This is a genomic window from Millionella massiliensis (genome assembly GCF_900104655.1).
GTDB classification, from domain to species: domain Bacteria; phylum Bacteroidota; class Bacteroidia; order Bacteroidales; family Rikenellaceae; genus Rikenella; species Rikenella massiliensis.
The window spans coordinates 172761-196188 of sequence record NZ_FNWD01000002.1 but is presented as its reverse complement, the minus strand read 5'-3'; the positions used below and the strand labels follow the sequence as shown (position 1 = coordinate 196188).

Annotated in this window: 23 protein-coding genes; 14 read left to right on the top strand and 9 right to left on the bottom strand. The window is 57.9% G+C overall.

The window, feature by feature from the left end:
- Nucleotides 1-10: 10 nt before the first annotated feature.
- The 3 genes from BQ5379_RS00790 to BQ5379_RS00780 all read right to left on the bottom strand — a co-directional run bounded on the left by BQ5379_RS00790 (nt 11) and on the right by BQ5379_RS00780 (nt 2258).
- Nucleotides 11-262, bottom strand: a complete 252-nt coding sequence (locus BQ5379_RS00790; protein WP_071133669.1) for an NVEALA domain-containing protein — start codon at nt 260-262, stop codon at nt 11-13.
- A 251-nt stretch (nt 263-513) separates the two neighbouring features.
- On the bottom strand, nt 514-1425 hold the full coding sequence (locus BQ5379_RS00785) for a serine hydrolase (protein WP_083377502.1): 912 nt from the start codon (nt 1423-1425) through the stop codon (nt 514-516).
- 59 nt (nt 1426-1484) lie between these two features.
- Complete coding sequence (locus BQ5379_RS00780) at nt 1485-2258, bottom strand: YaaA family protein (protein ID WP_071133667.1); 774 nt, start codon at nt 2256-2258, stop codon at nt 1485-1487.
- 382 nt (nt 2259-2640) lie between these two features.
- Here BQ5379_RS00780 and trpB point away from each other — a divergent pair, with 382 nt between their 5' ends.
- From trpB to BQ5379_RS00735, 9 genes are all read left to right on the top strand, one after another.
- Nucleotides 2641-3840 (top strand): tryptophan synthase subunit beta, encoded by a 1200-nt coding sequence (trpB, locus tag BQ5379_RS00775; RefSeq protein ID WP_071133666.1) that lies wholly within the window; start codon nt 2641-2643, stop codon nt 3838-3840.
- Nucleotides 3827-5278, top strand: coding sequence for an anthranilate synthase component I family protein (locus BQ5379_RS00770; RefSeq protein ID WP_083377501.1), 1452 nt, complete (start codon nt 3827-3829; stop codon nt 5276-5278). The genes trpB and BQ5379_RS00770 overlap by 14 nt, the downstream gene beginning before the upstream one ends.
- A 7-nt stretch (nt 5279-5285) precedes the next feature.
- Entirely contained in the window at nt 5286-5855 is a 570-nt protein-coding gene (locus tag BQ5379_RS00765) for an anthranilate synthase component II (protein WP_071133665.1), read from the top strand.
- A 9-nt stretch (nt 5856-5864) separates the two neighbouring features.
- On the top strand, nt 5865-6860 hold the full coding sequence (trpD, locus tag BQ5379_RS00760; protein WP_071133664.1) for an anthranilate phosphoribosyltransferase: 996 nt from the start codon (nt 5865-5867) through the stop codon (nt 6858-6860).
- Between the two features lie 12 nt (nt 6861-6872).
- A complete protein-coding gene (gene trpC, locus BQ5379_RS00755; RefSeq protein WP_071133663.1) occupies nt 6873-7661 on the top strand; it encodes an indole-3-glycerol phosphate synthase TrpC in 789 nt (262 codons plus the stop codon).
- Complete coding sequence (locus BQ5379_RS00750; protein ID WP_083377500.1) at nt 7658-8284, top strand: phosphoribosylanthranilate isomerase; 627 nt, start codon at nt 7658-7660, stop codon at nt 8282-8284. Before trpC ends, BQ5379_RS00750 begins: the two co-directional genes overlap by 4 nt.
- Nucleotides 8281-9057, top strand: a complete 777-nt coding sequence (trpA, locus tag BQ5379_RS00745; RefSeq protein ID WP_071133661.1) for a tryptophan synthase subunit alpha — start codon at nt 8281-8283, stop codon at nt 9055-9057. The genes BQ5379_RS00750 and trpA overlap by 4 nt, the downstream gene beginning before the upstream one ends.
- Nucleotides 9058-9145: 88 nt before the next feature.
- On the top strand, nt 9146-10519 hold the full coding sequence (locus BQ5379_RS00740; RefSeq protein ID WP_071133660.1) for an MATE family efflux transporter: 1374 nt from the start codon (nt 9146-9148) through the stop codon (nt 10517-10519).
- 24 nt (nt 10520-10543) lie between these two features.
- Nucleotides 10544-11191, top strand: coding sequence for a cytidylate kinase-like family protein (locus BQ5379_RS00735; protein WP_071133659.1), 648 nt, complete (start codon nt 10544-10546; stop codon nt 11189-11191).
- Between the two features lie 534 nt (nt 11192-11725).
- Here the strand turns inward: BQ5379_RS00735 and BQ5379_RS00730 are convergent.
- The 5 genes from BQ5379_RS00730 to BQ5379_RS00710 form a co-directional block, all read right to left on the bottom strand.
- Complete coding sequence (locus BQ5379_RS00730) at nt 11726-12163, bottom strand: DoxX family protein (protein WP_071133658.1); 438 nt, start codon at nt 12161-12163, stop codon at nt 11726-11728.
- 225 nt (nt 12164-12388) lie between these two features.
- Nucleotides 12389-13807, bottom strand: a complete 1419-nt coding sequence (gene uxaC, locus BQ5379_RS00725) for a glucuronate isomerase (RefSeq protein WP_071133657.1) — start codon at nt 13805-13807, stop codon at nt 12389-12391.
- A 5-nt stretch (nt 13808-13812) separates the two neighbouring features.
- The gene (uxuA, locus tag BQ5379_RS00720; protein WP_071133656.1) at nt 13813-15048 is read right to left on the bottom strand and encodes a mannonate dehydratase; all 1236 of its coding nucleotides are present in this window, start codon (nt 15046-15048) and stop codon (nt 13813-13815) included.
- A 245-nt stretch (nt 15049-15293) separates the two neighbouring features.
- Nucleotides 15294-16124 carry an SDR family oxidoreductase gene (locus tag BQ5379_RS00715; protein ID WP_394332047.1) on the bottom strand — a complete coding sequence of 277 codons (831 nt, stop codon included), beginning with the start codon at nt 16122-16124 and terminating at the stop codon, nt 15294-15296.
- A 46-nt stretch (nt 16125-16170) separates the two neighbouring features.
- Nucleotides 16171-16530 carry an arsenate reductase family protein gene (locus BQ5379_RS00710; RefSeq protein WP_071133655.1) on the bottom strand — a complete coding sequence of 120 codons (360 nt, stop codon included), beginning with the start codon at nt 16528-16530 and terminating at the stop codon, nt 16171-16173.
- A 60-nt stretch (nt 16531-16590) separates the two neighbouring features.
- On the opposite strand from BQ5379_RS00710, the gene BQ5379_RS00705 reads away from it, so the two are divergent.
- A complete protein-coding gene (locus tag BQ5379_RS00705) occupies nt 16591-18684 on the top strand; it encodes a cation:proton antiporter (RefSeq protein ID WP_071133654.1) in 2094 nt (697 codons plus the stop codon).
- Nucleotides 18685-18712: 28 nt separating this feature from the next.
- Nucleotides 18713-19771, top strand: coding sequence for an AI-2E family transporter (locus BQ5379_RS00700; protein ID WP_071133653.1), 1059 nt, complete (start codon nt 18713-18715; stop codon nt 19769-19771).
- A 102-nt stretch (nt 19772-19873) separates the two neighbouring features.
- Here the strand turns inward: BQ5379_RS00700 and BQ5379_RS00695 are convergent, their stop codons facing one another.
- On the bottom strand, nt 19874-21316 hold the full coding sequence (locus tag BQ5379_RS00695; RefSeq protein WP_083377730.1) for an ATP-dependent DNA helicase: 1443 nt from the start codon (nt 21314-21316) through the stop codon (nt 19874-19876).
- A gap of 78 nt (nt 21317-21394) precedes the next feature.
- Here BQ5379_RS00695 and BQ5379_RS00690 point away from each other — a divergent pair, with 78 nt between their 5' ends.
- The 3 genes from BQ5379_RS00690 (at nt 21395) to BQ5379_RS00680 (ending at nt 23391) form a co-directional block, all read left to right on the top strand.
- Nucleotides 21395-22036, top strand: coding sequence for a hypothetical protein (locus tag BQ5379_RS00690; RefSeq protein WP_071133652.1), 642 nt, complete (start codon nt 21395-21397; stop codon nt 22034-22036).
- A gap of 75 nt (nt 22037-22111) precedes the next feature.
- Nucleotides 22112-22858, top strand: coding sequence for a DUF3822 family protein (locus BQ5379_RS00685; RefSeq protein WP_071133651.1), 747 nt, complete (start codon nt 22112-22114; stop codon nt 22856-22858).
- Nucleotides 22846-23391 carry an RsmD family RNA methyltransferase gene (locus BQ5379_RS00680; protein ID WP_071133650.1) on the top strand — a complete coding sequence of 182 codons (546 nt, stop codon included), beginning with the start codon at nt 22846-22848 and terminating at the stop codon, nt 23389-23391. Before BQ5379_RS00685 ends, BQ5379_RS00680 begins: the two co-directional genes overlap by 13 nt.
- The last annotated feature ends 37 nt before the right edge of the window (nt 23392-23428 follow it).

Below are 23428 nucleotides of genomic sequence, written 5' to 3'. Positions count from 1 at the left end.
TCCAAAACTTTTAGAATGTACAAAACTCGGTTCCGCCCGGATCGCACCGTTTGGAACCTTCATCATCCAACGGAGTTACCTCCCACCTTGCGGCGCCTCCAATATTATCACCTTCCCCCACAAAAGCCAACGCTTCCAGATTCGCCAAAGTCAGGTCGGACATCGGCTCTTCTGTTTGCGATTGCCAATAATTAAGTGCCATACCGATCCCCAAAACCAAGGGAAGCACTCCAGCGCAGAGCATTTTAAACTTTCGTTCCATATGACCAATATTTTTTAGGTTAGCCATCTCACAAATCCATCACTTTCAAAGATACAACTTTATATCTCATAATCCAAACGATACAGATTATTTTTACTACAAAGTTTATCTCTCCCTGATGAACACATAAGCTCCCCGTCCGAGACTTGAAGCCAATCGATTACACCAACAAACGAAACACCCCCACAAATCTTTGCGCTACCGGCAGCAGAAATTCCACCTCCCCGCACCACACTCTACCGCACCATCCTCTATCGATATGCCTCGTAAACGATCTCAGAAACCTTGGCGATGACGGCCGATGCTTCAGCTTCGGAACCGTCAAAATCCTTCACCAGGACCGCAAGCGCATAGGCACGACCGTCGGGCAGGGTGACGTAACCCACATCGTTGTGCGCCATCAGGATTCCCTGCGGCGTACGGAAACCGCTGCCCGTCTTGTGGGCGAGCGTTACCGACGGTTCCCCGGCCAGCGGCACATGGATACGGTCGAGCCCCGTCCGACATTCGGAGAGTATGCGACGTATCGCCTCCTGCTTGGCAGGAGACACCAGACTGTCGTTAAACACCTTGCGGATGAGCGATGCACACGCAAGCGGCGTGCTTCGATTTCCGTCGGCAAGACTGTGGTCGCGATGCATCTGCTCCTCCATGACCGTCAGTCGGAAGTCCGTTATCCCGGTCGAGGCACGAATAAAACTGTCGGTGGCCGCTACCGACGCGATTCGCTGAAACAGCATGTTGCTGACATTGTTGTCGCTCTGTTGCAGCAGGTAGCTCAGCCACTCGGTCACGGTCAGGCTCAGCAACGAGTCGGATTTCTCCGTGAGTACGGGCGACCAGGTATCCGGATCGAATTCCGTACGACGCACACGGATAACCGTATCCAAAGAGACCCCCTGCAGGTCGAGTGCATGGGCCACGGCCAAGGCCTGGTGGAGTTTGAATACGCTCATCAGCTGGTAGTCTCCGCCGTTGTTCACCGTCAGTGTATCGCCCTCGGGCGAGATGACCGCAATCCCGACCCGGCCGGGCACATCGCTTATCGCCGTTTCGAGTTTTTTGCGCAACACATTGCCGGATTCCACCGGTGCTCCGCATGAAGTGGCCAACATGATCCCGGCCACAGCCGTCCACACAGTTAATGCAAATAATGATTTCATGATTTGTGAAACTTAAATATTCTGTAAAACTCTTTTTCGGCCAAAATTCCCTCTTCCGGTTATCTTCCTTCCCGGGAAAAGACCAGCCGGTCATCGTCCGAAACCGCGGCATCGAACTCAAAGCCGTTCCACGAAAAGGCCTTCAGATCGTCCGGCGACTCGATGCGGTGACGAATAATATAACGCGTCATCGCACCGCGGCACATTTTCGCATAGGTTTGAACCGTCACATACCGTCCCTTACGCCGCTCCTGAAATTCGGGCGTCACCATCCGTACCGCCTGGCGCAATGCATCCATGCGGAACGCCCCCTGCACGTCGAGACTCGCCAGATTGACCAGCACCCCGCCCGCCGCTGCCACATCGGCAATCAGCGGTTCGGTCAGCTTCGGCGACCAGAAGTCATACAGGCTGCGCTGTCCGGGAAAGAGTTTCACCTCGTAAGACAATCGGTAGGCCTCGATCCGATCCAGCGGGCGCAGCAAACCATAGAGAATCGAGACAATCCGCAGGCGATCCTGCGCATAGAGCAGATCGTCCGGGGTCAGCGACGAGACGTCGATCGCCCGGAAGACACTCCCGTTGTAGGCTGCAATCGCCGCCTTTCGGGGATTGGAGGGTTGTCCGAAACAGCGGTAACGCTCACAACCCTGCGCTGCCAGTTTCGGACTGATTTTCAACATCCGGGCCAGCTCTTCTTCCGAAAAGCCGCGCATGGCCGCGACCAGCGTTTGCGCCTCATCCGCATACATCGGTTCGGTTTCGGTCGGCAGTTGAGCCATCGCGCGAGGCGACATCTCCATCGTTTTGGCAGGCGAAAGCAGGATCAGCATATTGTATGTTTTTTTGCGTAAGTCCGGCAAATATAGGGAGAAATCCCCACTCCGCCCGGCCTGTACAGCGTCCCAGCCCCTCTCGTCACGCTGAAAAGTCACACCCGAAAAAACTTCAAAAAATTTTCCGAAAAAATTTGCCGGATTCGAATTTTCGCTATATTTGCGATGTTCAAAAACAGAGATCAGACAAACAGAAGACTCATGAAAGCAATGACCCGGGCACAAGCATGGTGGTGGCGCACGATTCTACACAAGAAGTCGTGACGATACCGCTATACCCTGTGACCATACCAATTGATACTCGCAAGAAGGGCTGTCGGACGCACGACAGCCCTTCTTCTTTTTTACCCACGCAAAACACAAAAAAACACAACATACCATGAACTACAACGTTGACGAAAACGGTTACTACGGTCGCTTCGGCGGCGCCTACATTCCCGAAATCCTGCATGCGAACGTCGAACAGCTCCAGCGCGAATACCTGCGGATCATGGACGATCCCGCATTCCAGAAAGAGTTCCACGACCTGCTGACCGACTACGTCGGCCGCCCCTCGCCCCTGACCTACGCGCCGCGGATGAGCCAGCGCTACGGCACGCGGATCTACCTCAAACGCGAAGACCTCAACCACACCGGCGCCCACAAAATCAACAACACCATCGGTCAGATTCTGCTGGCCCGCCGCATGGGCAAGACCCGCATCATCGCCGAGACCGGCGCCGGTCAGCACGGCGTGGCAGCAGCCACCGTCTGCGCCCTGATGGGGATGCAGTGCATCGTATACATGGGCGCCACGGATGTCCGACGCCAGCACCTCAACGTACAGAAGATGCAGATGCTCGGCGCCGAGGTGCGCCCCGTGACCAGCGGCAACATGACCCTCAAAGACGCCACCAACGAAGCGATCCGCGACTGGTGCTGCAACCCGGCCGACACCCACTACATCATCGGTTCGACCGTCGGCCCGCACCCCTATCCCGACATGGTGGCCCGTTTCCAGTCGGTCATCAGCGCAGAGATCAAGAAACAACTGCTGGCCAAAGAGGGACGCGACTACCCCGACTACCTGATCGCCTGCGTGGGCGGAGGGAGTAACGCCGCAGGCACCTTCTACCACTACCTGAACGACACCCGCGTAAAACTGATCGCCGCCGAAGCCGCCGGGCTGGGCATCGACACCGACCAGTCGGCCGCCACGATCCACCTGGGACGCGAAGGGATCATCCACGGCGCCCGGACGCTGGTGATGCAGACCCCGGACGGACAGATTCTCGAACCCTACTCCATTTCGGCCGGCCTCGACTATCCCGGCATCGGCCCCGTCCACGCCAACCTGGCCGAGACCAAACGCGCCGAAGTGCTGGCCATCACCGACGACGAGGCACTGCGGGCCGCCTTCGAGCTGACCGCCCTCGAAGGGATCATCCCGGCCCTTGAGTCGGCCCACGCGCTGGCCGTCTTCGGACAGAAGCGGTTCCGTCCCGACGATGTCGTCGTGCTGACCGTCTCCGGCCGCGGCGACAAAGACATGGAGACCTACGTCAAATACTTCAACCGCGCCGACCATGCCAACGCCTAAGCCCCACACCGCCGCCGTCCCGGCAAACGATGCCACCATCATCCGTCTGCGGGCCGTGAGCCGCACCCTGCTGGCCGACCTGCAGACCCCCGTCGGCATCTACCTCAAGGTACGCGACATTTTCCCCGAATCGGCACTGCTCGAAAGTTCCGACTACCACAGCTCCGAGAACAGTTTCTCGCACATCGGCATCGAACCCATCGCACGCTTCGTCGTCGCGGGCGACACCGTGACCGAACAGTATCCCGACCGTACCGTCCACACCTATCCGCTGACCGACGGCATCAGCTTGCCCGATGCCCTGAACGCCTTCGTCCGGCGCTTCGCCGTCGAGAGCGACCGGCCGACCACCAACGGTCTTTTCGGCTACACCTCCTACGACGCCGTCCGCCACTTCGAGCAGGTCCGCATCGAGAGCCGCCCCACCCCCGAAGCCGAAGTACCCGAGATGGTCTACCTGCTCTACCGGTTCGTCATTTCGGTCAACCACCTGCGCAACGAGATGACCATCACGGAAAACCTGGCCGAAGGTGAAACGAGCCGCATGGATAACCTGCTCGGCATCCTGGCCAGCCGCAACTTCCCGACCTACGGTTTTCGCACCACAGGCCCCGTCACCTCGCCCATCACCGACCAGGAGCATATGGCCAACGTCCGCCGGGGGATCCGCCACTGCATGCGCGGCGACGTGTTCCAGATCGTACTCTCGCGCCGTTTCGCGCAGAGTTTCGCCGGCGATGACTTCAACGTCTATCGCGCCCTGCGTTCGATCAACCCGTCGCCCTACCTGTTTTACTTCGATTTCGGATCGTTCCGCATTTTCGGCTCCTCGCCCGAAACCCACTTCAAGATCGAAGGCGACGTGGCGACCATCGACCCGATCGCCGGAACCGTGAAGCGCAGCGGCAACGACGCCGAAGACGAACGCCTGGCCCAGCAGCTGCTGGCCGACCCCAAGGAGAACGCCGAACACACCATGCTGGTCGACCTAGCCCGCAACGACCTGAGCCGCAACACGTCGGCGGTGTATGTCAAATCCTACAAAGAGCTGCAATTCTACTCCCACGTGATCCACATGGTTTCGCGCGTGTGCGGCACCGTGCCGCCCGGAGTCAACCGCATCCGGCTCTACGCCGACACCTTCCCGGCCGGTACGCTCTCCGGTGCCCCGAAGGTGCGCGCCATGCAGCTGATCGACCAAATCGAGCCCCATCGCCGGGGTTTCTACGGCGGTTGCATCGGCCACATCGGCTTCGACGGCAACCTGAACCAGGCCATCACCATCCGCACCTTCCTGAGCCGCAACAATACCCTTTACTTCCAGGCCGGCGGCGGCATCGTGGCCAATTCGGACCCCGAAAACGAACTGCGCGAAGTGAACAACAAATTAGGCGCGCTGCGCCGTGCCATCGAACTGGCCGACCCCACCCAACACTAAGACCGCCATGAAAATCCTTGTTTTCGACAACTACGACTCTTTCACCTACAACCTCGTGCAGATTCTCCGCGAGACGGGATGCGCCTCGATCGACGTCTTCCGCAACGACCGGATCACCCTCGACGCCGTGGACGCCTACGACAAGATTCTGCTCTCGCCCGGTCCCGGCATCCCCTCCGAAGCCGGCATTCTGCTGCCGCTCATCGAGCGCTACGCCCCGACCAAGAGCATCCTCGGCGTCTGCCTCGGCGAGCAGGCCATCGGAGAGGCCTTCGGCGCCCGGCTACTGAACCTGCCCCACGTCTACCACGGCATCGCCAGCCGGATCGAAATCACTGAACCCGACCCGCTCTTCGAGGGCATCTCGCCCCACCCCGAAGTTGGCCGCTACCACTCCTGGATCGTCGACCGCGACGGTTTCCCGTCCGACACGCTGAAGATCACGGCCGTGGACGACGAAGGACACATCATGGCACTGGCCCACCGCACCTACGACGTGCGCGGGGTGCAGTTCCATCCCGAATCGGTCCTCACACCCGAAGGAAAACGCATGATCGCCAACTGGATCAAACACTGACCTCACACCATGAAACAGATACTCAACCGACTTTTCGAGCACGAATGCCTCGACCGGGCAGAAGCCCGCGACATCATGCTCCGCATATCGCGCGGCGAATGCAACGACAGCCAGATCGCCGCCTTCATCACCGTTTTCCTGATGCGCAGCATCACCATCGAGGAGCTGAGCGGTTTCCGCGACGCCCTGCTGGAACTGCGCGTTCCGGTCGACCTGTCGGACTATCCGGCCATCGACATCGTGGGCACCGGCGGCGACAACAAAAACACCTTCAACATCTCGACGGCGGCCTGCTTCGTAGTGGCCGGCGCCGGCTACCACGTGATCAAACACGGGAACTACGGGGCCTCGTCCGTCAGCGGCGCATCGAACGTCATCGAAGCTCACGGGGTACGCTTTACCGCCGATGCAGATACGCTCCGCAAATCGCTGGACCAGTGCGGTATGGCCTTTTTACACGCCCAGTTTTTCAACCCGGCCATGAAGCAGGTCGCACCAGTGCGCAAAGCACTCGCCGTCCGGACCTTTTTCAACATGCTCGGTCCGCTGGTCAACCCCTGCCTGCCCAAATACCAACTGCTGGGAGTCTATAACCTGAAGCTCGGGAGGATGTACAACTACCTCTACCAGCAGACCGACACCGAATACACGATCGTCAACTCGCTGGACGGATACGACGAGATCTCGCTCACGGACGACTTTAAATGGTTCAGCCGCACGGGCGAAGAGGTCATCTCGCCCGAATCGCTGGGCTTCACGCGCAGCACCGAGGCCGATCTCTACGGCGGCGAGACCGTGGAAGAAGCGGCACGCATTTTCGACCGCGTACTGAACGGCACCGCCACCGCTGCACAAACCAATACGGTCGTCGCCAATGCCGCCTTCGCCATCCACACCATCGACCGCAGCAAGTCCCTGACCGACTGCATCGCCGCTGCGCGCGACTCGATCGCCAGCGGAAAGGCCCTCCGATCGCTAAAACGATTTATTGAGATCAATTCGTAACATCGCCTGATTATGAACACCATACTGGATAAGATTATAGAGACCAAGCAGGCGGAAGTGGCCGCAGCGAAAAAGGCACGCCCGTTCGCCGCGCTGTTGGAAGAAGCCCAGGCAGTAAGTCGCCAGCCGCATTCGTTCCGCGCCGCACTGGAGCGTTCGGACACCGGCATCATTGCCGAGTTCAAACGCCGCTCCCCCTCGAAAGGGTTTATCCACCAAGGGGCGCAGATAGCAGAGATCGTTCCCGGCTACGCCGCTTCGGGAGCAACGGCCTGCTCCATCCTGACCGACACCGAATATTTCGGCGGATCGCTCGACGACCTGCGTGAGGCCCGTTCGCTCACAACCGTCCCGCTGCTGCGCAAGGATTTTATCATCGACGAATACCAGATTGCCGAAGCCCGAGTGACCGGAGCCGACGTCATACTACTAATTGCAGCAGCACTTCACCCGGAAAAAGTCAACCAGCTCTGTTCCTTTGCGCATCATTTAAAACTTGAAATATTACTTGAAGTCCACAAGCCGCAGGAACTGGACTGTATCTGCCCGACGATCGACGTTGTGGGCGTCAACAACCGCAACCTGGAGACGTTCGTCACCGACATCCGCACCTCATTCGAACTGGCCGAACAAATCCCGACCTCGTTCGTGCGCATATCGGAGAGCGGCATCAGCTCACCCGAAAGTGTCCTGCGTCTGCGTGAGGCCGGCTATCGCGGCTTCCTGATGGGCGAGAATTTCATGAAAGAGCCCCAACCCGCCGACGCACTACGCCACTTCATCGAAAGGTTGAAACAATGAATCGCAGACAGCTAAAAATCAAGGTATGCGGAATGCGCAATCGGGATAATATCAGAGCGGTTGCAGCACTGGATCCCGACTACATGGGATTCATCTTTCACCCCGCATCGCCCCGCTGCGTCACCTCGCCGGAGCCGCTCGACACCCCGCCCACGATCCGCCGCGTCGGGGTCTTCGTCAACGCCCGTACCGCCGACATCTTCACGACTGCCGCACGTTACCGTCTCGACACGCTGCAACTCCACGGCAGCGAAACACCCGGCCAGTGCCATGAACTGAAAAATGCCGGATATGAAATCATCAAAGCCTTTGGAATCAGCGAGAAAAAAGACTTTACATTGACCGCTGATTACATCGGCTGCTGCGACCTGTTTCTGTTCGACACACGCACCCCGGCCCACGGCGGATCGGGCCGCCGCTTCGACTGGCAACTGCTCGAAAACTACGCCGGGCCGACCCCCTTTCTGCTGAGCGGCGGCATCTCGCCACGCGATGCGAAAGAAATCTCAAACATCGGCAACCCAATGCTTTACGGCATGGACCTCAATAGCCGCTTCGAGATAGAAGCCGGCATCAAAGACCTCAACTTACTCGAACCGTTTATCAAAATCCTCCGATCATGAACCGCATCAACCAACTTTTCAGCCAGAAACAACACAACATACTTTCGCTCTACTTCACGGCCGGCTATCCGGACATCGACGACACAGTGCCGATTCTCGAAGCGATGGCCGCACAAGGTGTCGACATGGCCGAAATCGGCATCCCCTTCTCCGATCCGATGGCCGACGGCACCACCATCCAAAACAGCAGCCAGATTGCCCTGAAGAACGGCATGACGCTCAGCAAACTGTTTGAACAGCTGAAAGATATTCGACAGAAAATTGATATTCCGCTTGTTATGATGGGTTACCTGAACCCCATCATGCAATACGGCGTAGAGAACTTCTGCCGCGATTGCGCTTCGACAGGCATCGATGGCGTGATCATCCCCGACCTCCCCTTTGCCGAATATCTGCGTGACTACAAGCCGCTAGCCGACCGCTACGGACTGAAATTCATCATGCTCATCACGCCCGAGACCTCCGAAGAGCGTATCCGGCTGATCGACGAGCACACCGACGGCTTCATCTACATGGTATCGACAGCCGCCACCACTGGCACCCAACACAGTTTCAGTGACGCCACCCTCTCCTACTTCCACCGCATCGACCGAATGGGCCTGCGGAATCCCCGCCTGATCGGCTTCGGCATTTCGAACGCCGCGACCTGTACGGCAGCACAAAGCGCCGCCAACGGGGTGATCGTCGGGAGCGGCTTCATCAAAGCACTCGCCGCCTCGTCCGACAACCTGCCGCAGGCAGTCGCAAATCTGCTTAAACAACTCCGAAATTGAACAGAAAACAACTGAAAAATTAGCCCTATCTTTGCAAGCCGGATGGTGTGATTCTCCACAACATTCCGGCTTGTAAACCATTTCTGATATGCCTCAACAAGCCTCTCCCCTACTGTTGGGTACCGAAAAGATACCCTCCCTGCTGCTGCGGTACGCCATTCCGGCCATCATCGCCATGACCGCATCGTCGCTCTACAACCTGGTGGACAGCATTTTCATCGGCCACGGCGTCGGCCCGTTGGCACTTTCCGGACTGGGAATCACCATGCCGCTGATGAACCTGGCAGCTGCTTTCGGGTCGCTGGTGGGGATCGGAGCCTCGACACAACTCTCGATCCGCATGGGACAGAACGACCACAAAAGCGCCCTGATGATTCTCGGCAACGTCATCATCCTCAACACCCTGATCGGTCTGATATACACTGCCATCTGTCTGCCCTTGCTGGATCCCATCCTCTACTTTTTCGGTGCCAGCGACAACACCATCAGCTATGCCCGCAGCTACATGCTCATCATCCTGGCCGGCAACGTGGTGACACACATCTACCTGGGACTGAACGACATGCTACGTGCATCGGGATACCCTGGACGCGCCATGGGCATCATGCTCACGGCCGTGGTGCTAAACTGCATTCTGAACGGCATTTTCATCTTTGGATTCGGTTGGGGAATCGAAGGTGCCGCCTGGGCTACCGTCATCGCCCAAGTCGTTGCGATGAGTTTGGAACTGAAACACTTTCTCAACAAAAAGTATCTCATCCACTTCACCCGCGGTACCATCCGCCTCAAACGGACCATCGTCAAGGGGATCCTTTCCATCGGTATGGCCCCCTTCCTGATGTACGTCTGCTCCAGCGTCATCGTGATCCTCATCAACAAATCGCTGATGCACCACGGTGGCGACCTTTATATTGGCGGATACAGCATCGTTAACCGTATCGCCATGCTCTTCGTAATGGTCGTCATGGGGCTGAATCAGGGAATGCAGCCAATCGTCGGCTACAACTTCGGAGCCCGCAAGTTCGACCGCGTCACCAAAACACTCAAATACGTGATTTTCTGCGCCGTGAGCGTCACTACGACCGGCTTTCTGGTCTGCCAGATCTTCCCTGAGTATATCACCATGCTCTTCACGAACGACAGCGAACTGATCGCCATCTCGAGCCACGGCCTGCGGATCGTGCTGGCCATGTTCCCCGTTGTGGGTTTCCAAATGGTCACCTCCAACTTCTTCCAGTCGATCGGCATGGCACCCAAGGCCATCTTCCTGTCGCTCACCCGACAACTGATCTTCCTGCTACCGTTCCTGCTGATCCTGCCCGAATTTTTCGGACCGAACGGCGTCTGGATGAGCATGCCGCTGGCCGACACGGCCGCCACCACCCTGGCAGCCATCCTGCTCTGGAGACAATTCCGCACGTTCCGCCGGATGCACACCCTCGAAACCGCCAACAACCAATAACCCCGTAAACACACTCCACCACCCATGGATACACCCCGTTTTGTCATCACCATCGGCCGCCAGTTCGGGAGCGGCGGTCGCGAACTGGGCCACAAACTGGCCGAAATGTTCGACATTCCCTACTACGACAAAGAGTTGATCTCGGCCGCCTCTAAAGAGAGCGGCATCGACTCAGAATACTTCGAAAAGGCCGAAGAACAAGGTCCCGTCAACCTGCTTCGTGCCCTGACCGCCAACCTCACCCTCTACGGCGGAAGCCTCGGAGCCGAAAATGCGCTGGCCGGTGAAAATATCTTCAAATTCCAGTCCGACGTCATTCGGGATGTAGCCCACGCCGGTTCATGCGTCATTGTGGGCCGCTGTGCCGACTATATCCTGCGCAACGAACCGGTCTGCATCAGCACCTTCATCTACGCTTCGGACGACGACCGCATTGCACGGGTCATGCGTTGCCACGGCGCCAAGAGTCCCAAAGAGGCGCTGGACATGATGCGGAAAACGGACCGGAAACGAGCCGGATACTACAACTTCTACACCGACCGCACGTGGGGAGCCGCCACCACCTACGACATCTGCATCGACTCCTCGGTACTGGGAATCGAACGGACCGCCGAGTTGCTTCGCCATTACGTCGAACAGCGCATAGCCATCGCCACGGCGGCCGCCCGCTAACGTGTACCCAGGCACACAAAGCCGTTAAAGGGGAAAACAGCAAAAGTGCGCCTTGCAAGCCCTGCCAACATACCGACCCGAGCAAGAGACGCCTCCACCTTCCGCAGAGAAGAGCTGCGAAAAGCAGAACAACACGTCCCGTATGGATACACGGCACCAGCTCCGAGACAGTTTTAGCAGGATAGTGACACTGCCAAAAGAGCTTTAGCTTTCAGTCCGTACATACACCGGTTCACCGACTGCTCTCCTTTGAGAAACTTTCCCTCTCGGGTAAAAACAGATTGCTATCAAGACACGCCTCATATAAAGCAGAGATTCAAATTACACCTGTAAACAACTGTTAACTGGAATTTGACAATAAATTAGAATCTACATTGCAGTAGGAATAAGGGGAGGGTAAACCAAATTGATTTACCCTCCCCTTCTATTCATTACATAGCCTCCTTTTTGTTCACCCCAAGCCATTGGGAGATGATTCTCCCGACGACACAAGTCACAACGTCTGCCGCTCACCGGGTGAACAACCGGTCCCAACTACTCCGGACGCTCGAACATCTTGCCGATCAGGTAATCGACCGAACATTTGCCGGGTCCCGCAACCAAAATTACCAGGAACAACCCGGCATAGAGCATCGGCAACTCGATACTCGCCAGACTCATATCCGGATGAACGCTGATGGCCATAATCATCGAGAAGATCAGAGGAAGCGTCGCGAAACGTGTCATCAGTCCGGCGAGCACCAGCAGCGAACACCCCACCTCCACCAGAATAATCATCACGAGCGAGATACCCGCCCCCCACCCGATCGGATCGGGGAAGGCGGCACGCAGTGCTTCGAAATTCTGAATTTTGGCCACCCCATGGGTCAGCATCATGCCTCCCACAAACAGGCGCAACAACAACAGGGCCAGGTTGGCGTATCGGTCGGAGAGCAGGAAGCTCACCCAACGGTTCGATTGAGAAACCTTCATGATCGGAAGATCTGCATATTACACATTTTTCGAATGATCTATCAAGAATCCGCGGAACAGGTTTGCCAAGTTCCCCACTTCCTCTACATACGGCGACCTTCCGCTCCCCATCTTCCCCGTTTCCGCCGCGGAAACGATACATCATCGAACGACATTAAACTTAAGGATAGGCTAGCAAAAATCGTGCAATTTGCGACACATCCCGGCTCAGAAACCTCAAAGACCTCAGAAACCGAAATAAGCCTTGGCGTTTCCGTAACAGATCGCCTCGACCATCTGTCCCACGGTGTCCATCTCCGACAACGGGATGCGACCGCGTTCGATGTCGCGTCCCAACATGTCGCAAAGCAATCGGCGGAAATATTCGTGCCGCGGGAAGGAGAGGAAACTGCGCGAGTCGGTGAGCATCCCCACGAAACGGCTCAGCAGACCGTAATTGGAAAGGATGTCCATCTGGCGTTCCATACCGTTCAGGTGGTCGGAGAACCACCACGCCGCACCGTACTGCATTTTGCCGGGAACCGTTCCATCCTGGAAGTTTCCCGCCATGGCCGCCATCACCTCACCGTCTTTCGGATTGAGGTTGTAGACGATCGTGCGGGCCAGCATGCCTTCGCGATCGAGTCGGTCGAAGAGTCGCCCCATGGCACGCGCCACCGGTTGGTCGTCCAACGAATCGGCTCCGGCATCGGGTCCGTAGCTCTGCATCAGCACCGTACGGTTATTGCGCAGCGGGCCGACGTGGAACTGCTGCACCCACCCCTGTTCGGCATTCATCACCGCCAGGTGGTACAGCAGACCCGACTTGAACACCCGCTGCTCTTCGGCCGACAGCGCCTCGCCCTCACGCAGGGCGGTAAAGAGCGACTCCAGCCCGGCGTCGGTAAACTCTTCGCCGTAGAACGTATCGAGCCCATGGTCCGACACGCGGCACCCGGCCGAGGCAAAGAAACGCTGACGTTCGCGCAACGCCTCCAGCAACGCCCCAAAGCTATCGACCGGACGGCCGACCACCTCCGACAAACGATCCACATACCCGTTCCAGGCATCGGGCGACTCCACGGCCACCACCTTATCAGGCCGCCAGGCGGGTAACATCTGCGGATCACCCGCCCCGCGACTCCGCGCATAAGCCATGTGATACTCCAACGAATCGACCGGATCGTCCGTCGTACAGATCACTTCGACGTGCATCCGGCGCAGCAGACCGCGCGCCGAAAACGAATCCGGGTCGTCGGCCAGCATGGCGTTGCAACGGTCGTAGATCTCGCGGGCGGTCGCGGGTTTGAGCAGCGTATCGACGCCGAAATAACGTTTCAGTTCGAGTGCCGTCCAGTGGTAGAGCGGATTACGCAGGGTCTGGGGTACCGTTTCGGCCCAGCGGGCAAACTTTTCCCAGTCCGACGCATCGCCCGTTACGTAACGTTCATCGACGCCGGCAGCACGCATGGCCCGCCATTTGTAATGGTCGCCGCCGAGCCACAGTTGCGCAATGTTATCAGCCCGGTAATCCTCGGCCACCTGCCGGGGCGACAGGTGGTTGTGGTAGTCGAGGATCGGCATCCGTTCGGCATGGCCGTGGTAGAGTTCGCGGGCCGCATCGGAGCCGAGCAGAAAATCGTCATGAATAAATTCCCGTTCCATCGCCGTTACTTTTTATCGGTTTTATCGGTTCGACAGTCCGAAGCGGCGGTGTCGGGATAGAGCGTCCGCCCGATCCCCAGCTCCAGTCCGCGCAACTCGGCCAGCCCCTTGAGCCGCCCGATGGCCGAATAGCCGGGGTAGGTCTTTTTGTTCAGGTCGTCGAGCATCTGATGACCGTGGTCCGGACGGAGCGGGATCGACGCCCCGGTGCGCTGCATCGCCTCGACCAGCGCCCGCATGATCGCATACATGTCGATGCTCCCTTCGAGGTGGTTCGCCTCGTAGAAATTTCCCTCGGCATCACGCTCCGTGCTCCGCAGGTGGGCGAAATGGATCCGGCCGGCATTCCCGAACCGTTCGGCCATGGCCGGCAGGTCGTTGTCGGCCCGAATGCTGAGCGATCCGGTACAGAAACAGAGCCCGTTGGAGCGATTGGGCACCGCTTCGGCCAGCCGGGCGAAATCCTCGGCGCAGCTCATGATGCGCGGCAGGCCCAGCAACCGATAGGGCGGGTCGTCGGGATGGATCGCCAGCCGCACACCGACCTCGTCGGCCACCGGAGCCACCTCCTGCAGAAACAGGATCAAGTGCTCGCGCAGCCGGGCATCCGTAATATCGCGATAAAGTTCCAGTCCGGCACGTATATTTTCGAGCGTGAAGCTCTCGTCGGCACCGGGCAATCCCATCAGCACACTGGCCGTCAGGGTGTCGATCTCTTCGGGCGTCATCCGTTCGAACCGCGCCCGTGCCCGGTTCACCTCATCGGGGCTGTAATCCTTTTCGGCACCGGGACGCTGGAGAATATAGAGGTCGAAAGCCACGAAGGCGGCGCGTTCGAAGCGCAGCGCACGCGAACCGTCCGGCAATTCGTACGCCACATTGGTACGCGTCCAGTCCAGCACCGGCATGAAGTTGTAGGTCACCACAGGCACCCCGGCCGCAGCCAGATTGCGCAGGCTCACCTTGTAGTTTTCGATGTGGCGCAGATAGTCGCCACGACGGGTTTTGATCTCCTCGCTCACGGGCAGGCTCTCCACCACGTGCCACGTGAGGCCCGCCGCTTCGATCCGCGCCTTGTATCGTTCGATTTCGTCGAGCGTCCACACCTCGCCGGGTGCGATGTGGTGCAGCGCACTGACCACTCCCACGGCGCCGGCCTGACGGATGTCCGCCAGCGACACGGGGTCGTTCGGGCCGTACCAACGCATGGTCTGCTCGAACCGTATTCTATTCTGTTCCATGATTTTACCTGAATGTAACGACTGCCGACAGCTGCACGCCCTACTTGCTGGTCCGTTCTCGCCGGATGCGAACGAGGTTTTCCCCCGCTCGTCCCACGCCGAACGCACTCTTTCCCCACTCACCTGTCCAGACACATCTTTCCGGGCCTCCGTACAGATATATCCGGGCAGATATTTCCGGCTCGGTATTCCCGGGCAGAGCGGCCATCGGCCAATAATAAAACTTTTGATTCGCAAAAAAACGATCAGACTCCGCTAAAGATCGAGAATCCGCCATCGACGGGCACCACGACCCCGGTCACGAAAGCCGAAGCATCCGAAGCCAGCCAGCCGAGCGTTCCGTTCAGCTCTTCGGGTTCGCCGAAGCGTCCGTATGGCGTGGCGGCGATGATGTCGCGCGAGCGGTCAGTCAGAGACCCGTCGGGATTGGTCAGCAGCGTCCGGTTCTGTTCGGTCAGGAAGAAACCGGGGGCAATGGCGTTGACCCGCACCCCTTCGCCGAACTTCTTGGCCATCTCGACCGCCATCCAGCGGGTGAAGTTGTCGATCGCCGCCTTCGAGGCCGAGTACCCGACCACGCGGGTAATCACCCCCTGCGCCGCCATCGACGAGATGTTAATGATGCTCCCCTTGCGTCCGGCGTCGGCCATCGCCTTACCGAATACGAGCGTCGGCAGCACGGTTCCCATAAAATTGAGATCCACCACGCCGCGCATCGCGTCGGTATTGAGGTCAAAAATGGTCTGATCCGGGGCGATCGTCGCTCCGGCCTGGTTGCCGCCGGCCGCGTTGAGCAGAATATCCGCCGCGCCCCACTGGTTCATCAGCGTTTCACAGGCACGTTCCAGAGCCGGCTTGTCGAGCACGTCGGCCTGCAGGAAGAGGGTCTGCCCGCCGGTAGCCGCAGCGATCTCACGCGCCTTGGCCCCGCCTTTCTCGGCATTACGCCCCAGGATGGCCACCTTGGCTCCCTGTTCGGAGAGGAACAGGGCCATACTACCTCCCAACACGCCGTAGCCGCCAGTCACGACCGCTACGCGCCCCGAGAGGTCATACAAATTTGCTTGTTTCATCATATCTATCGTTTGGGTTTGGTATTTCCTACTGTCACAAAGTATGTATCTACCGAGCCAGCGCCTCGCTCCACTCCTCCTCTTTGAATCCGACCAGCACGCGGTCGGCCAGCACCAGCACGGGGCGTTTGACCAGTTTACCGTCACTGGCCAGCAGCTCGATCATCACCTCATCCGTGAGCGTGGGAAGTTTATCCTTCAGCCCCAGTTCTTTGTACAAAAGGCCGCTCGTATTGAAAAATTTCCGCACCGGCAGCCCGCTCACGGCCTGCCACCGGGCAAGTTCCCCGGCCGTCGGTCTATCGATCACTATATCACGCGCTTCCACATCGACCCCATGCTCGACCAACCACTTCGCCGCCTTGCGACAAGTGCCACATTTGGGATAATGTACAAACAATGGCTTCATTTTTGTTGTAATTTTGGTTATATTGCAAATGTAACGAATCCTGTCCAAACCCGAACCGTTATGTTACCCTTGACCCTGCCCGATTTCACCTTGCCGCTGACCGACCCGGTGCTGAAGTTTCTGCTGATCCTGATCATCATCCTCTTCGCGCCGCTGGTCCTCAACAAGATACGCATCCCGTCACTACTGGGACTCATCATCGCCGGAGCCGTCGTCGGCCCGTTCGGTTTCAACCTGATCGAGCGCGACAGCAGCATCATCATGTCCGGCACCGTCGGCCTGCTCTACATCATGTTCCTGGCCGGACTAGAGATCGACATCGCCGACTTCAAGAAAAACAGCTGGCGAAGCCTCATCTTCGGCCTCTACACCTTCTGTATCCCGATGGGGATCGGCATCGCGGCCGGCATCTACCTGCTGGACTTCAACATACTGACCTCCATTCTGCTGGCCAGCATGTTCGCCTCCCATACGCTCATCACCTACCCGATCATCAGCAAACTCGGCGTACAGAAAAACCCGGCCGTGACCATCACCGTCGGCGGCACCATGATCACCGACACCCTGGCCCTGCTGGTGCTCACCATCATCGTCGGACTCTCGGCCGGATCGGTCGACAACAGCTTCTGGATCCGCCTCGGCATCTCGCTCGTACTCTTCGCCAGCATCATCCTGATTCTTTTCCCGTTGCTCGGACGGTGGTTCTTCAAACGCTTCCACGACAACGTCTCGCAATACATCTTCGTGCTGGCCATCGTCTTTCTGGGGGCCTTTCTGGCATCGGCCGCCGGCATCGAACCCATCATTGGCGCCTTCCTGGCCGGCCTCTCGATGAACCGCCTCATCCCCCGCACCTCGCCCTTGATGAACCGGATCGAGTTCGTGGGCAACGCCATCTTTATCCCCTTCTTCCTGATCGGCGTGGGGATGCTGATCGACTACCGCGCCTTCTTCAAGGACTTCGAGACCATCAAGGTCGCCCTCGTCATGACCGTTGTGGCCACCGTAGCCAAATTCCTGGCCGCCTACGCCACGCAGAAATCCTTTAAATACAGCATCGACCAACGCCGTCTGATCTTCGGTCTGAGCAACGCCCAGGCCGCCGCCACACTGGCTGCCGTGATGGTCGGCTACAACGTCATCACCGGCCATACCGAGACCGGCGAACCGATCCGCCTGCTGAACGAGAGCGTGCTGAACGGTACGATTCTGATGATCCTGATCACTTGCACCATCGCTTCGTTCGTGACCCAGCGCGGAGCCCGGAACATCGCTCTGCTCGAGACCCACGAGTCGAACTCCGATTCGGGCAAGGACGCCCTCGACGAACGGATTCTGATCCCCGTGAGCCACCCCGAGACCGCCGAAGAGTTGGTTCACCTGAGCGTCACCGTCAAGTCGAAACACAACCGGAACGGACTCTACGCCCTACACGTGGTCACCAACGACCGGGCATCCAACGATACCGCCGACCGACAGGGCCGTCGATTGCTGGAAAAATCGGTCATGACCGCCGCCGCCACCGACAGCGTCATGCAGGAGTTGCTGCGCTACGACTCCGACACGGCCAATGCCATTATCAGCATCATCCACGAACAGAAAATCAGCGACCTGATCCTCGGCCTGGACCCCCGGGACGACACCTCACATTTCCCCAGCGCCACCACCGAAACCATCCTGACCCGGAACAACATCACCACACTTATATATAAGCCCGTCCAGCCCCTTTCGACCGCCCAACGCCTGCTGGTATTCGTTCCGGAACGTGCCGAATATGAGCTCGGGTTTGCCCTGTGGATGCTGAAAGTGTGGAACATGGGGCGCAATACCAACACCAAAGTCGTCTTCTACGCCCCCGCCCACACGCTGGAACGCATCCGCGCCATCCATGCCCAGAATCCGATCGAAGCCGAGTTCAACGAATTCAATGACTGGAACGACTTCCTGATCCTCTTCCGCGAGATCAAGGCCAATGACATCATTCTGGCCGTGATGAGCCGGCGCGGCGGCCTCTCCTACGACAAAAACATGAACGCCGTGCCCGAATACCTGAACAAGTACGCCCACGACAACAGCTTCATCCTGATCTACCCGCTCCAGCAGAACGATCCCCACACGGGCGATCTGAACAACCCCTCGCTGCTGCTCGGTTAATTCGTGCGATACGCCAAACACCCCCGCCATGCCGCAAAGTGCCTCACACAACAACCCGTTTTTTCGCCAGCTGCTGTTCCTCGGAGTGTTGGTCACCCTCGGAATCATCATCTTCTGGCAACTCAACTTCTTCGTCGGTGCATTCCTCGGCGCCACGACCCTCTACGTCGTGCTGCGTCCACCGCTGTTTTTCCTCACCGAAAAACGCCACTGGAAGAAATGGGCCGCTTCGCTCCTGCTGGTCGGAGCCACCTGTGTTATTCTGCTGGGCATAGGATACGTCGTCTTCGAAGTCATCGCCTCCGAAATCCCGCGTGTCGACACCTCCCGAATCATTGACACTTTCGATCGCCTGATCTCCAAAATCAACGACACCACCGGTTACCAGATCGTACCCGCCAAACTGCTCGCCGAATACCGAAGCTTCTTCACCGGCTTCGTTTCGATGCTGATCAATACCACCTACAGTTTCGCCGCCAACATCCTGCTGATGCTGGTGCTGCTCTACTTCATGCTCTCCGCCGGACGCAACATGGAGAGCCACCTCTACCGCTACGTTCCCTTCAGCGGAGAGAGCCTCCGGCTGATCCGCCGCGAAGCCAAAACCACCATCTTCAGCAACGCCATCGGCATCCCCGTCATCATGATCGCCCAGGCCGCCACGGCAGCCCTGCTCTACTGGATCGTCGGCATCCACAACATCCTGTTCTGGGCCTTCCTGACCGGCGTTTTCGGCCTCGTCCCGATGCTGGGCACTGCGTTGGTCACCATTCCGCTGAGTATCTACCTCCTCTCGACCGGCGCCATCTGGCAGGGGATCGTCCTGCTGGGCGGAGCCGTCCTCGTGGTTGCCAACGTCGACAACCTCTGCCGCATCATCCTGATGAAACAGGCGGCCGATACCCATCCGCTGGTGGTCATCTTCGGCGTCATCCTGGGCATCCCGCTGTTCGGATTTTGGGGCATTATCTTCGGGCCGCTGCTGATCTCCGGCTTCCTGCTGCTCATCAAAATCTACTACATCGAGTACCACCTGCTCGATCCGCCGACCGAATCGGACAAGCCGACTGAAACAGACCCATCCTGAGCCGGCGCGCCAGTCCTATACGGAGCAGCCCTTCGACCAATCCCTTAAAGCAGGAAGGTCGAAGGGCTGCTTGCACTTATATTATATGGTTAAACGAAGAGTCTACTCGTCGTTTTCGAGGAAGAAACGATCATCGTAATTAACCAGATAGAGCCGCTCCGTGGCGCGAGTCACCGCCGTGTATAACCACCGCAGCAGGTCGAGCGTCATCAGTTCGTTCCCGAAAAGCATCACATCCAGGAAGATGGCCGACCACTGCCCCCCCTGTGCCTTATGGCACGTAATCGCATAGGCGAACTTGACCTGCAGCGCACAGAAAAATTCGTCTCCCATCACCGCCTTGTAACGTTTGCCCTTCTGCTTGATATCGGCATACTCCTGCTCCACGGCCAGAAAGAGCTGCGACTGCTGTTCGCGCGTCAACGACGGAGCCTCGGAATAGAGCACATCCAGCAGCAGCCAGCACTCCATCGTATAATCATAGTCCGGAAATTCCAACTCGGCATAGGCAAAGCGGAAACCGTACTTTTCGCGCGTTTTGTAGATTCTGTGAACCCGAGCAATGTCGCCGTTGGCAATAAAATCCATCTTGGCATTCGGATCACGCTCCACATAGTGGTAGTTGTTCTTGACCACCATCAGCATGTCGCCCGAACCGATCTCCTCGTCATAATCCAGAATCGTGCGCCGGATCCCCTGATTATAGTGGTTGGCACGTTTGTTGGAACGCGTAATAACAGCCGTTTCGGCCTGCCCGTAACGTCCGTAGCAGGAATCGATCTCGTCGATCAGATCCCGCCCGTCGATCCGCCGAATATCCGGAAACGCCAGGTCAAACCCCGGGATGTCGGCAAACTCGGCCTCGATCATGGCCCGAATCTGCGTGGCGTTGAAGAGTATCCCCGAATCGCTCTGCTGACGCACCACTTCGGAGAGATTAAAATTCCAGACCGCCCCGTATTTGGTCATATATTCGGGGTTCAGGGCCGGCGAATAGGAGTACCCGACCGGCGGCAGCTGCGCCTGGTCACCCACCAGGATCACCTTGTTGTGCCGTCCGAGGCGGATGTAGTCGAACATGTCCTCGATCAGGTCACCCGTCCCGAACATGGACGATTCGCCGCTGAACGAAGAGGAGCGACCGGTCAGCATCGACGCCTCGTCCACAATATAGAGCGTATCGTGAGCCTTGTTGAAATTGAGGTCGAAATGCGACCCTTCGGCCCCGCCGATCGTCCGCTCTCGATAAATCGTCTTGTGGATCGTCCGCGCCTCGGCCCCGGCATAGAGGCTCATCACCTTGGCCGCACGCCCCGTCGGAGCCATCAGCACACAAGGCAGCTCCATCTGATGCAGGGTGCGGACCAGTGCCCCGATGACGGTCGTTTTGCCCGTCCCGGCATAGCCGTTAATCAGAAAAAGGGCACTCTCATCGCCCGAAGCAAGATAGTCGCCCAGCGCCTCAATCAATTTTTTTTGCTCAGCAGTTGGTGTGAAAGAGAAATTGCCGTATATTTGGGTCGCAATATGGCTGCTCAAAGACATGGATTCCATCGGGATTTATCAGAGTCGGACGGCTCGCTGTTGCTGCTAACCGCTAACAAACTTAACTAAAATCATAAGATGAAAAAAATTCTTCTTCAAATCATTTTGCTTGTAGCGATCGGAGCATTGGTGTGGTGGCTCTACTCGTTGTTCAATACACCGCTGGAATTCGAGCGGATGCGTAAAGAACGCGAAGCCAAAGTCGTTGAACGCCTCAAAGACATCCGTACCGCACAACGTGCCTACCGTAACAAATACCTGAAATTCACCCCGAGTTTCGATTCGCTGATCGCCTTCGTGAAATACGACTCGCTGACCTTCGAACACGCTATCGGATCGGCCGACGACTCGCTGGCCGTTGCACAGGGCCGCGTGAGCGTCGAAAAATTCCAGGTGGCTGTCAAAGATACCATCCAGTTCATCAGCCCGGAAGTTCTCCAAGACGTGAACAACCTGCGCTACATCCCCGGTTCGGTCGAAGCTACCGGCTCGATGCAGCAGTTCGTAATGGACACCGCCTCGATCGAAACCGAATCGAAAGTGGTCGTTCCCGTATTCGAAGCCTTCGCTCAGTACCCCACCTTCCTCGGTGACCTCGACAAACAGGAACTCATCAACTTCCGCGACTACCAGATCAACACCCTCAGCCGCGCTGACGGTCTGAAAGTCGGTTCGCTCACCGCTACCACCAACGAAGCCGGTAACTGGGACGGCGAATAATCCCTCCCGTCGGGGGTGCAGGGGGGGGCGTGAGCACATCCACCCCGGACAACACCGATAACGAAACACACTTCAATGCAGGAAATAACCGAGCATTATACCAGAAGCAGAGAACTATCCATCCAGGTCGGCCTGGATGGATTTTCTTTTGTCGTGTTCGACATCGCGCCCGCCGGCATGGGCAGCGAAGCCATCCTCCGATCCGTCACCTACCGTGACAGCGACATGGCAACGATCCTCACCCGCGAACCCATGCTAACTGCCGTGAATCCACCCATCAACCGCGTATTCATCGGCTACTCCACGGACCAGGTGCTGCTGATACCGCAGCCCCTGTTCGAGCCCGAGCGCGCCGAACAATACCTGACGGCAGCCAACCTCTACACCCCCGGCATGACCACCCTCACCAACAACCTGCTCTCCGGTCAGGCCGCCGCCGTATGGCAAGCCGATCCCAACATGGTCGCCGGACTGCTGCAACTATACCCCGGGGCACTGTTCTACCACCCGCTTCTGCTCGAACTCGAGGCCACACCACCCAACCACATCCACGCCATACTGGACGGCAACCTCGTACACCTGACCATCTGTCACGACCGTCTGTATGCAGCCGAAACCATCCCCGTCGACACCCCCGAAGAGCTTCTCTACTACATCCAGAAACTCATCAAGCACGACGGATTCACCAACTACCGGCTGATCCTCACCGGCGAAGGCGCCGAACGCCTGCGCAGTTTCTTCATCCGCTACTTCGACCAGGTCGACGCACGCGAAATCACCTATTACAACCAACAACGAGTCCGCGAGATATGCGCATCATAGGAGGCAGCCGCCGGCGGAAACAGATCAATCCGCCCCACAACTTCAGAGCCCGCCCGACCACCGACTTCGCCAAGGAGAACCTCTTCAACGTACTTCAGAACCTCTACGACCTCGAGGAGGTCGAGGTACTGGACCTCTTTTCCGGCACCGGTTCGATCAGCTACGAATTTGCTTCGCGCGGCGCACAGCGCATCGTTTCCGTCGAGATGAATCCCATCCACCAACGATTCATCGCATCGACCGCCAAAGAGCTCGGGTTCGCTCAGATTCAAAGCATCAAGACCAACGTTTTCGTCTACCTGAAAGGGATGGCCCACGCAGACAGTTTCGACCTGGTATTTGCCGACCCACCCTACGACATGGAAGGGGTCGAAAGTCTGCCCGACCTGGTACTCGGCGGCGGATTCATCCGTGACGATGGAATTTTCATTCTGGAACACTCCGCCGAGAAAAATTTTTCCGACCACCCAAATTTTTATGAGCGAAGGAGTTACGGCAGCGTCCAATTCTCTTTCTTCAAAAATCAGGAATAAAATTACGCCGAAGGTTTGGAGAAATCAGAAAAACCAC

Bases quoted from the DNA above. Each gene is read 5' to 3' on its own strand.
- BQ5379_RS00790 (WP_071133669.1), bottom strand. From the start codon at position 262: ATGGAACGAAAGTTTAAAATGCTCTGCGCTGGAGTGCTTCCCTTGGTT.
- BQ5379_RS00785 (WP_083377502.1), bottom strand. From the start codon at position 1,425: ATGAAATCATTATTTGCATTAACTGTGTGGACGGCTGTGGCCGGGATC.
- BQ5379_RS00780 (WP_071133667.1), bottom strand. From the start codon at position 2,258: ATGCTGATCCTGCTTTCGCCTGCCAAAACGATGGAGATGTCGCCTCGC.
- trpB (WP_071133666.1), top strand. From the start codon at position 2,641: ATGAACTACAACGTTGACGAAAACGGTTACTACGGTCGCTTCGGCGGC.
- BQ5379_RS00770 (WP_083377501.1), top strand. From the start codon at position 3,827: ATGCCAACGCCTAAGCCCCACACCGCCGCCGTCCCGGCAAACGATGCC.
- BQ5379_RS00765 (WP_071133665.1), top strand. From the start codon at position 5,286: ATGAAAATCCTTGTTTTCGACAACTACGACTCTTTCACCTACAACCTC.
- trpD (WP_071133664.1), top strand. From the start codon at position 5,865: ATGAAACAGATACTCAACCGACTTTTCGAGCACGAATGCCTCGACCGG.
- trpC (WP_071133663.1), top strand. From the start codon at position 6,873: ATGAACACCATACTGGATAAGATTATAGAGACCAAGCAGGCGGAAGTG.
- BQ5379_RS00750 (WP_083377500.1), top strand. From the start codon at position 7,658: ATGAATCGCAGACAGCTAAAAATCAAGGTATGCGGAATGCGCAATCGG.
- trpA (WP_071133661.1), top strand. From the start codon at position 8,281: ATGAACCGCATCAACCAACTTTTCAGCCAGAAACAACACAACATACTT.
- BQ5379_RS00740 (WP_071133660.1), top strand. From the start codon at position 9,146: ATGCCTCAACAAGCCTCTCCCCTACTGTTGGGTACCGAAAAGATACCC.
- BQ5379_RS00735 (WP_071133659.1), top strand. From the start codon at position 10,544: ATGGATACACCCCGTTTTGTCATCACCATCGGCCGCCAGTTCGGGAGC.
- BQ5379_RS00730 (WP_071133658.1), bottom strand. From the start codon at position 12,163: ATGAAGGTTTCTCAATCGAACCGTTGGGTGAGCTTCCTGCTCTCCGAC.
- uxaC (WP_071133657.1), bottom strand. From the start codon at position 13,807: ATGGAACGGGAATTTATTCATGACGATTTTCTGCTCGGCTCCGATGCG.
- uxuA (WP_071133656.1), bottom strand. From the start codon at position 15,048: ATGGAACAGAATAGAATACGGTTCGAGCAGACCATGCGTTGGTACGGC.
- BQ5379_RS00715 (WP_394332047.1), bottom strand. From the start codon at position 16,124: ATGATGAAACAAGCAAATTTGTATGACCTCTCGGGGCGCGTAGCGGTC.
- BQ5379_RS00710 (WP_071133655.1), bottom strand. From the start codon at position 16,530: ATGAAGCCATTGTTTGTACATTATCCCAAATGTGGCACTTGTCGCAAG.
- BQ5379_RS00705 (WP_071133654.1), top strand. From the start codon at position 16,591: ATGTTACCCTTGACCCTGCCCGATTTCACCTTGCCGCTGACCGACCCG.
- BQ5379_RS00700 (WP_071133653.1), top strand. From the start codon at position 18,713: ATGCCGCAAAGTGCCTCACACAACAACCCGTTTTTTCGCCAGCTGCTG.
- BQ5379_RS00695 (WP_083377730.1), bottom strand. From the start codon at position 21,316: ATGTCTTTGAGCAGCCATATTGCGACCCAAATATACGGCAATTTCTCT.
- BQ5379_RS00690 (WP_071133652.1), top strand. From the start codon at position 21,395: ATGAAAAAAATTCTTCTTCAAATCATTTTGCTTGTAGCGATCGGAGCA.
- BQ5379_RS00685 (WP_071133651.1), top strand. From the start codon at position 22,112: ATGCAGGAAATAACCGAGCATTATACCAGAAGCAGAGAACTATCCATC.
- BQ5379_RS00680 (WP_071133650.1), top strand. From the start codon at position 22,846: ATGCGCATCATAGGAGGCAGCCGCCGGCGGAAACAGATCAATCCGCCC.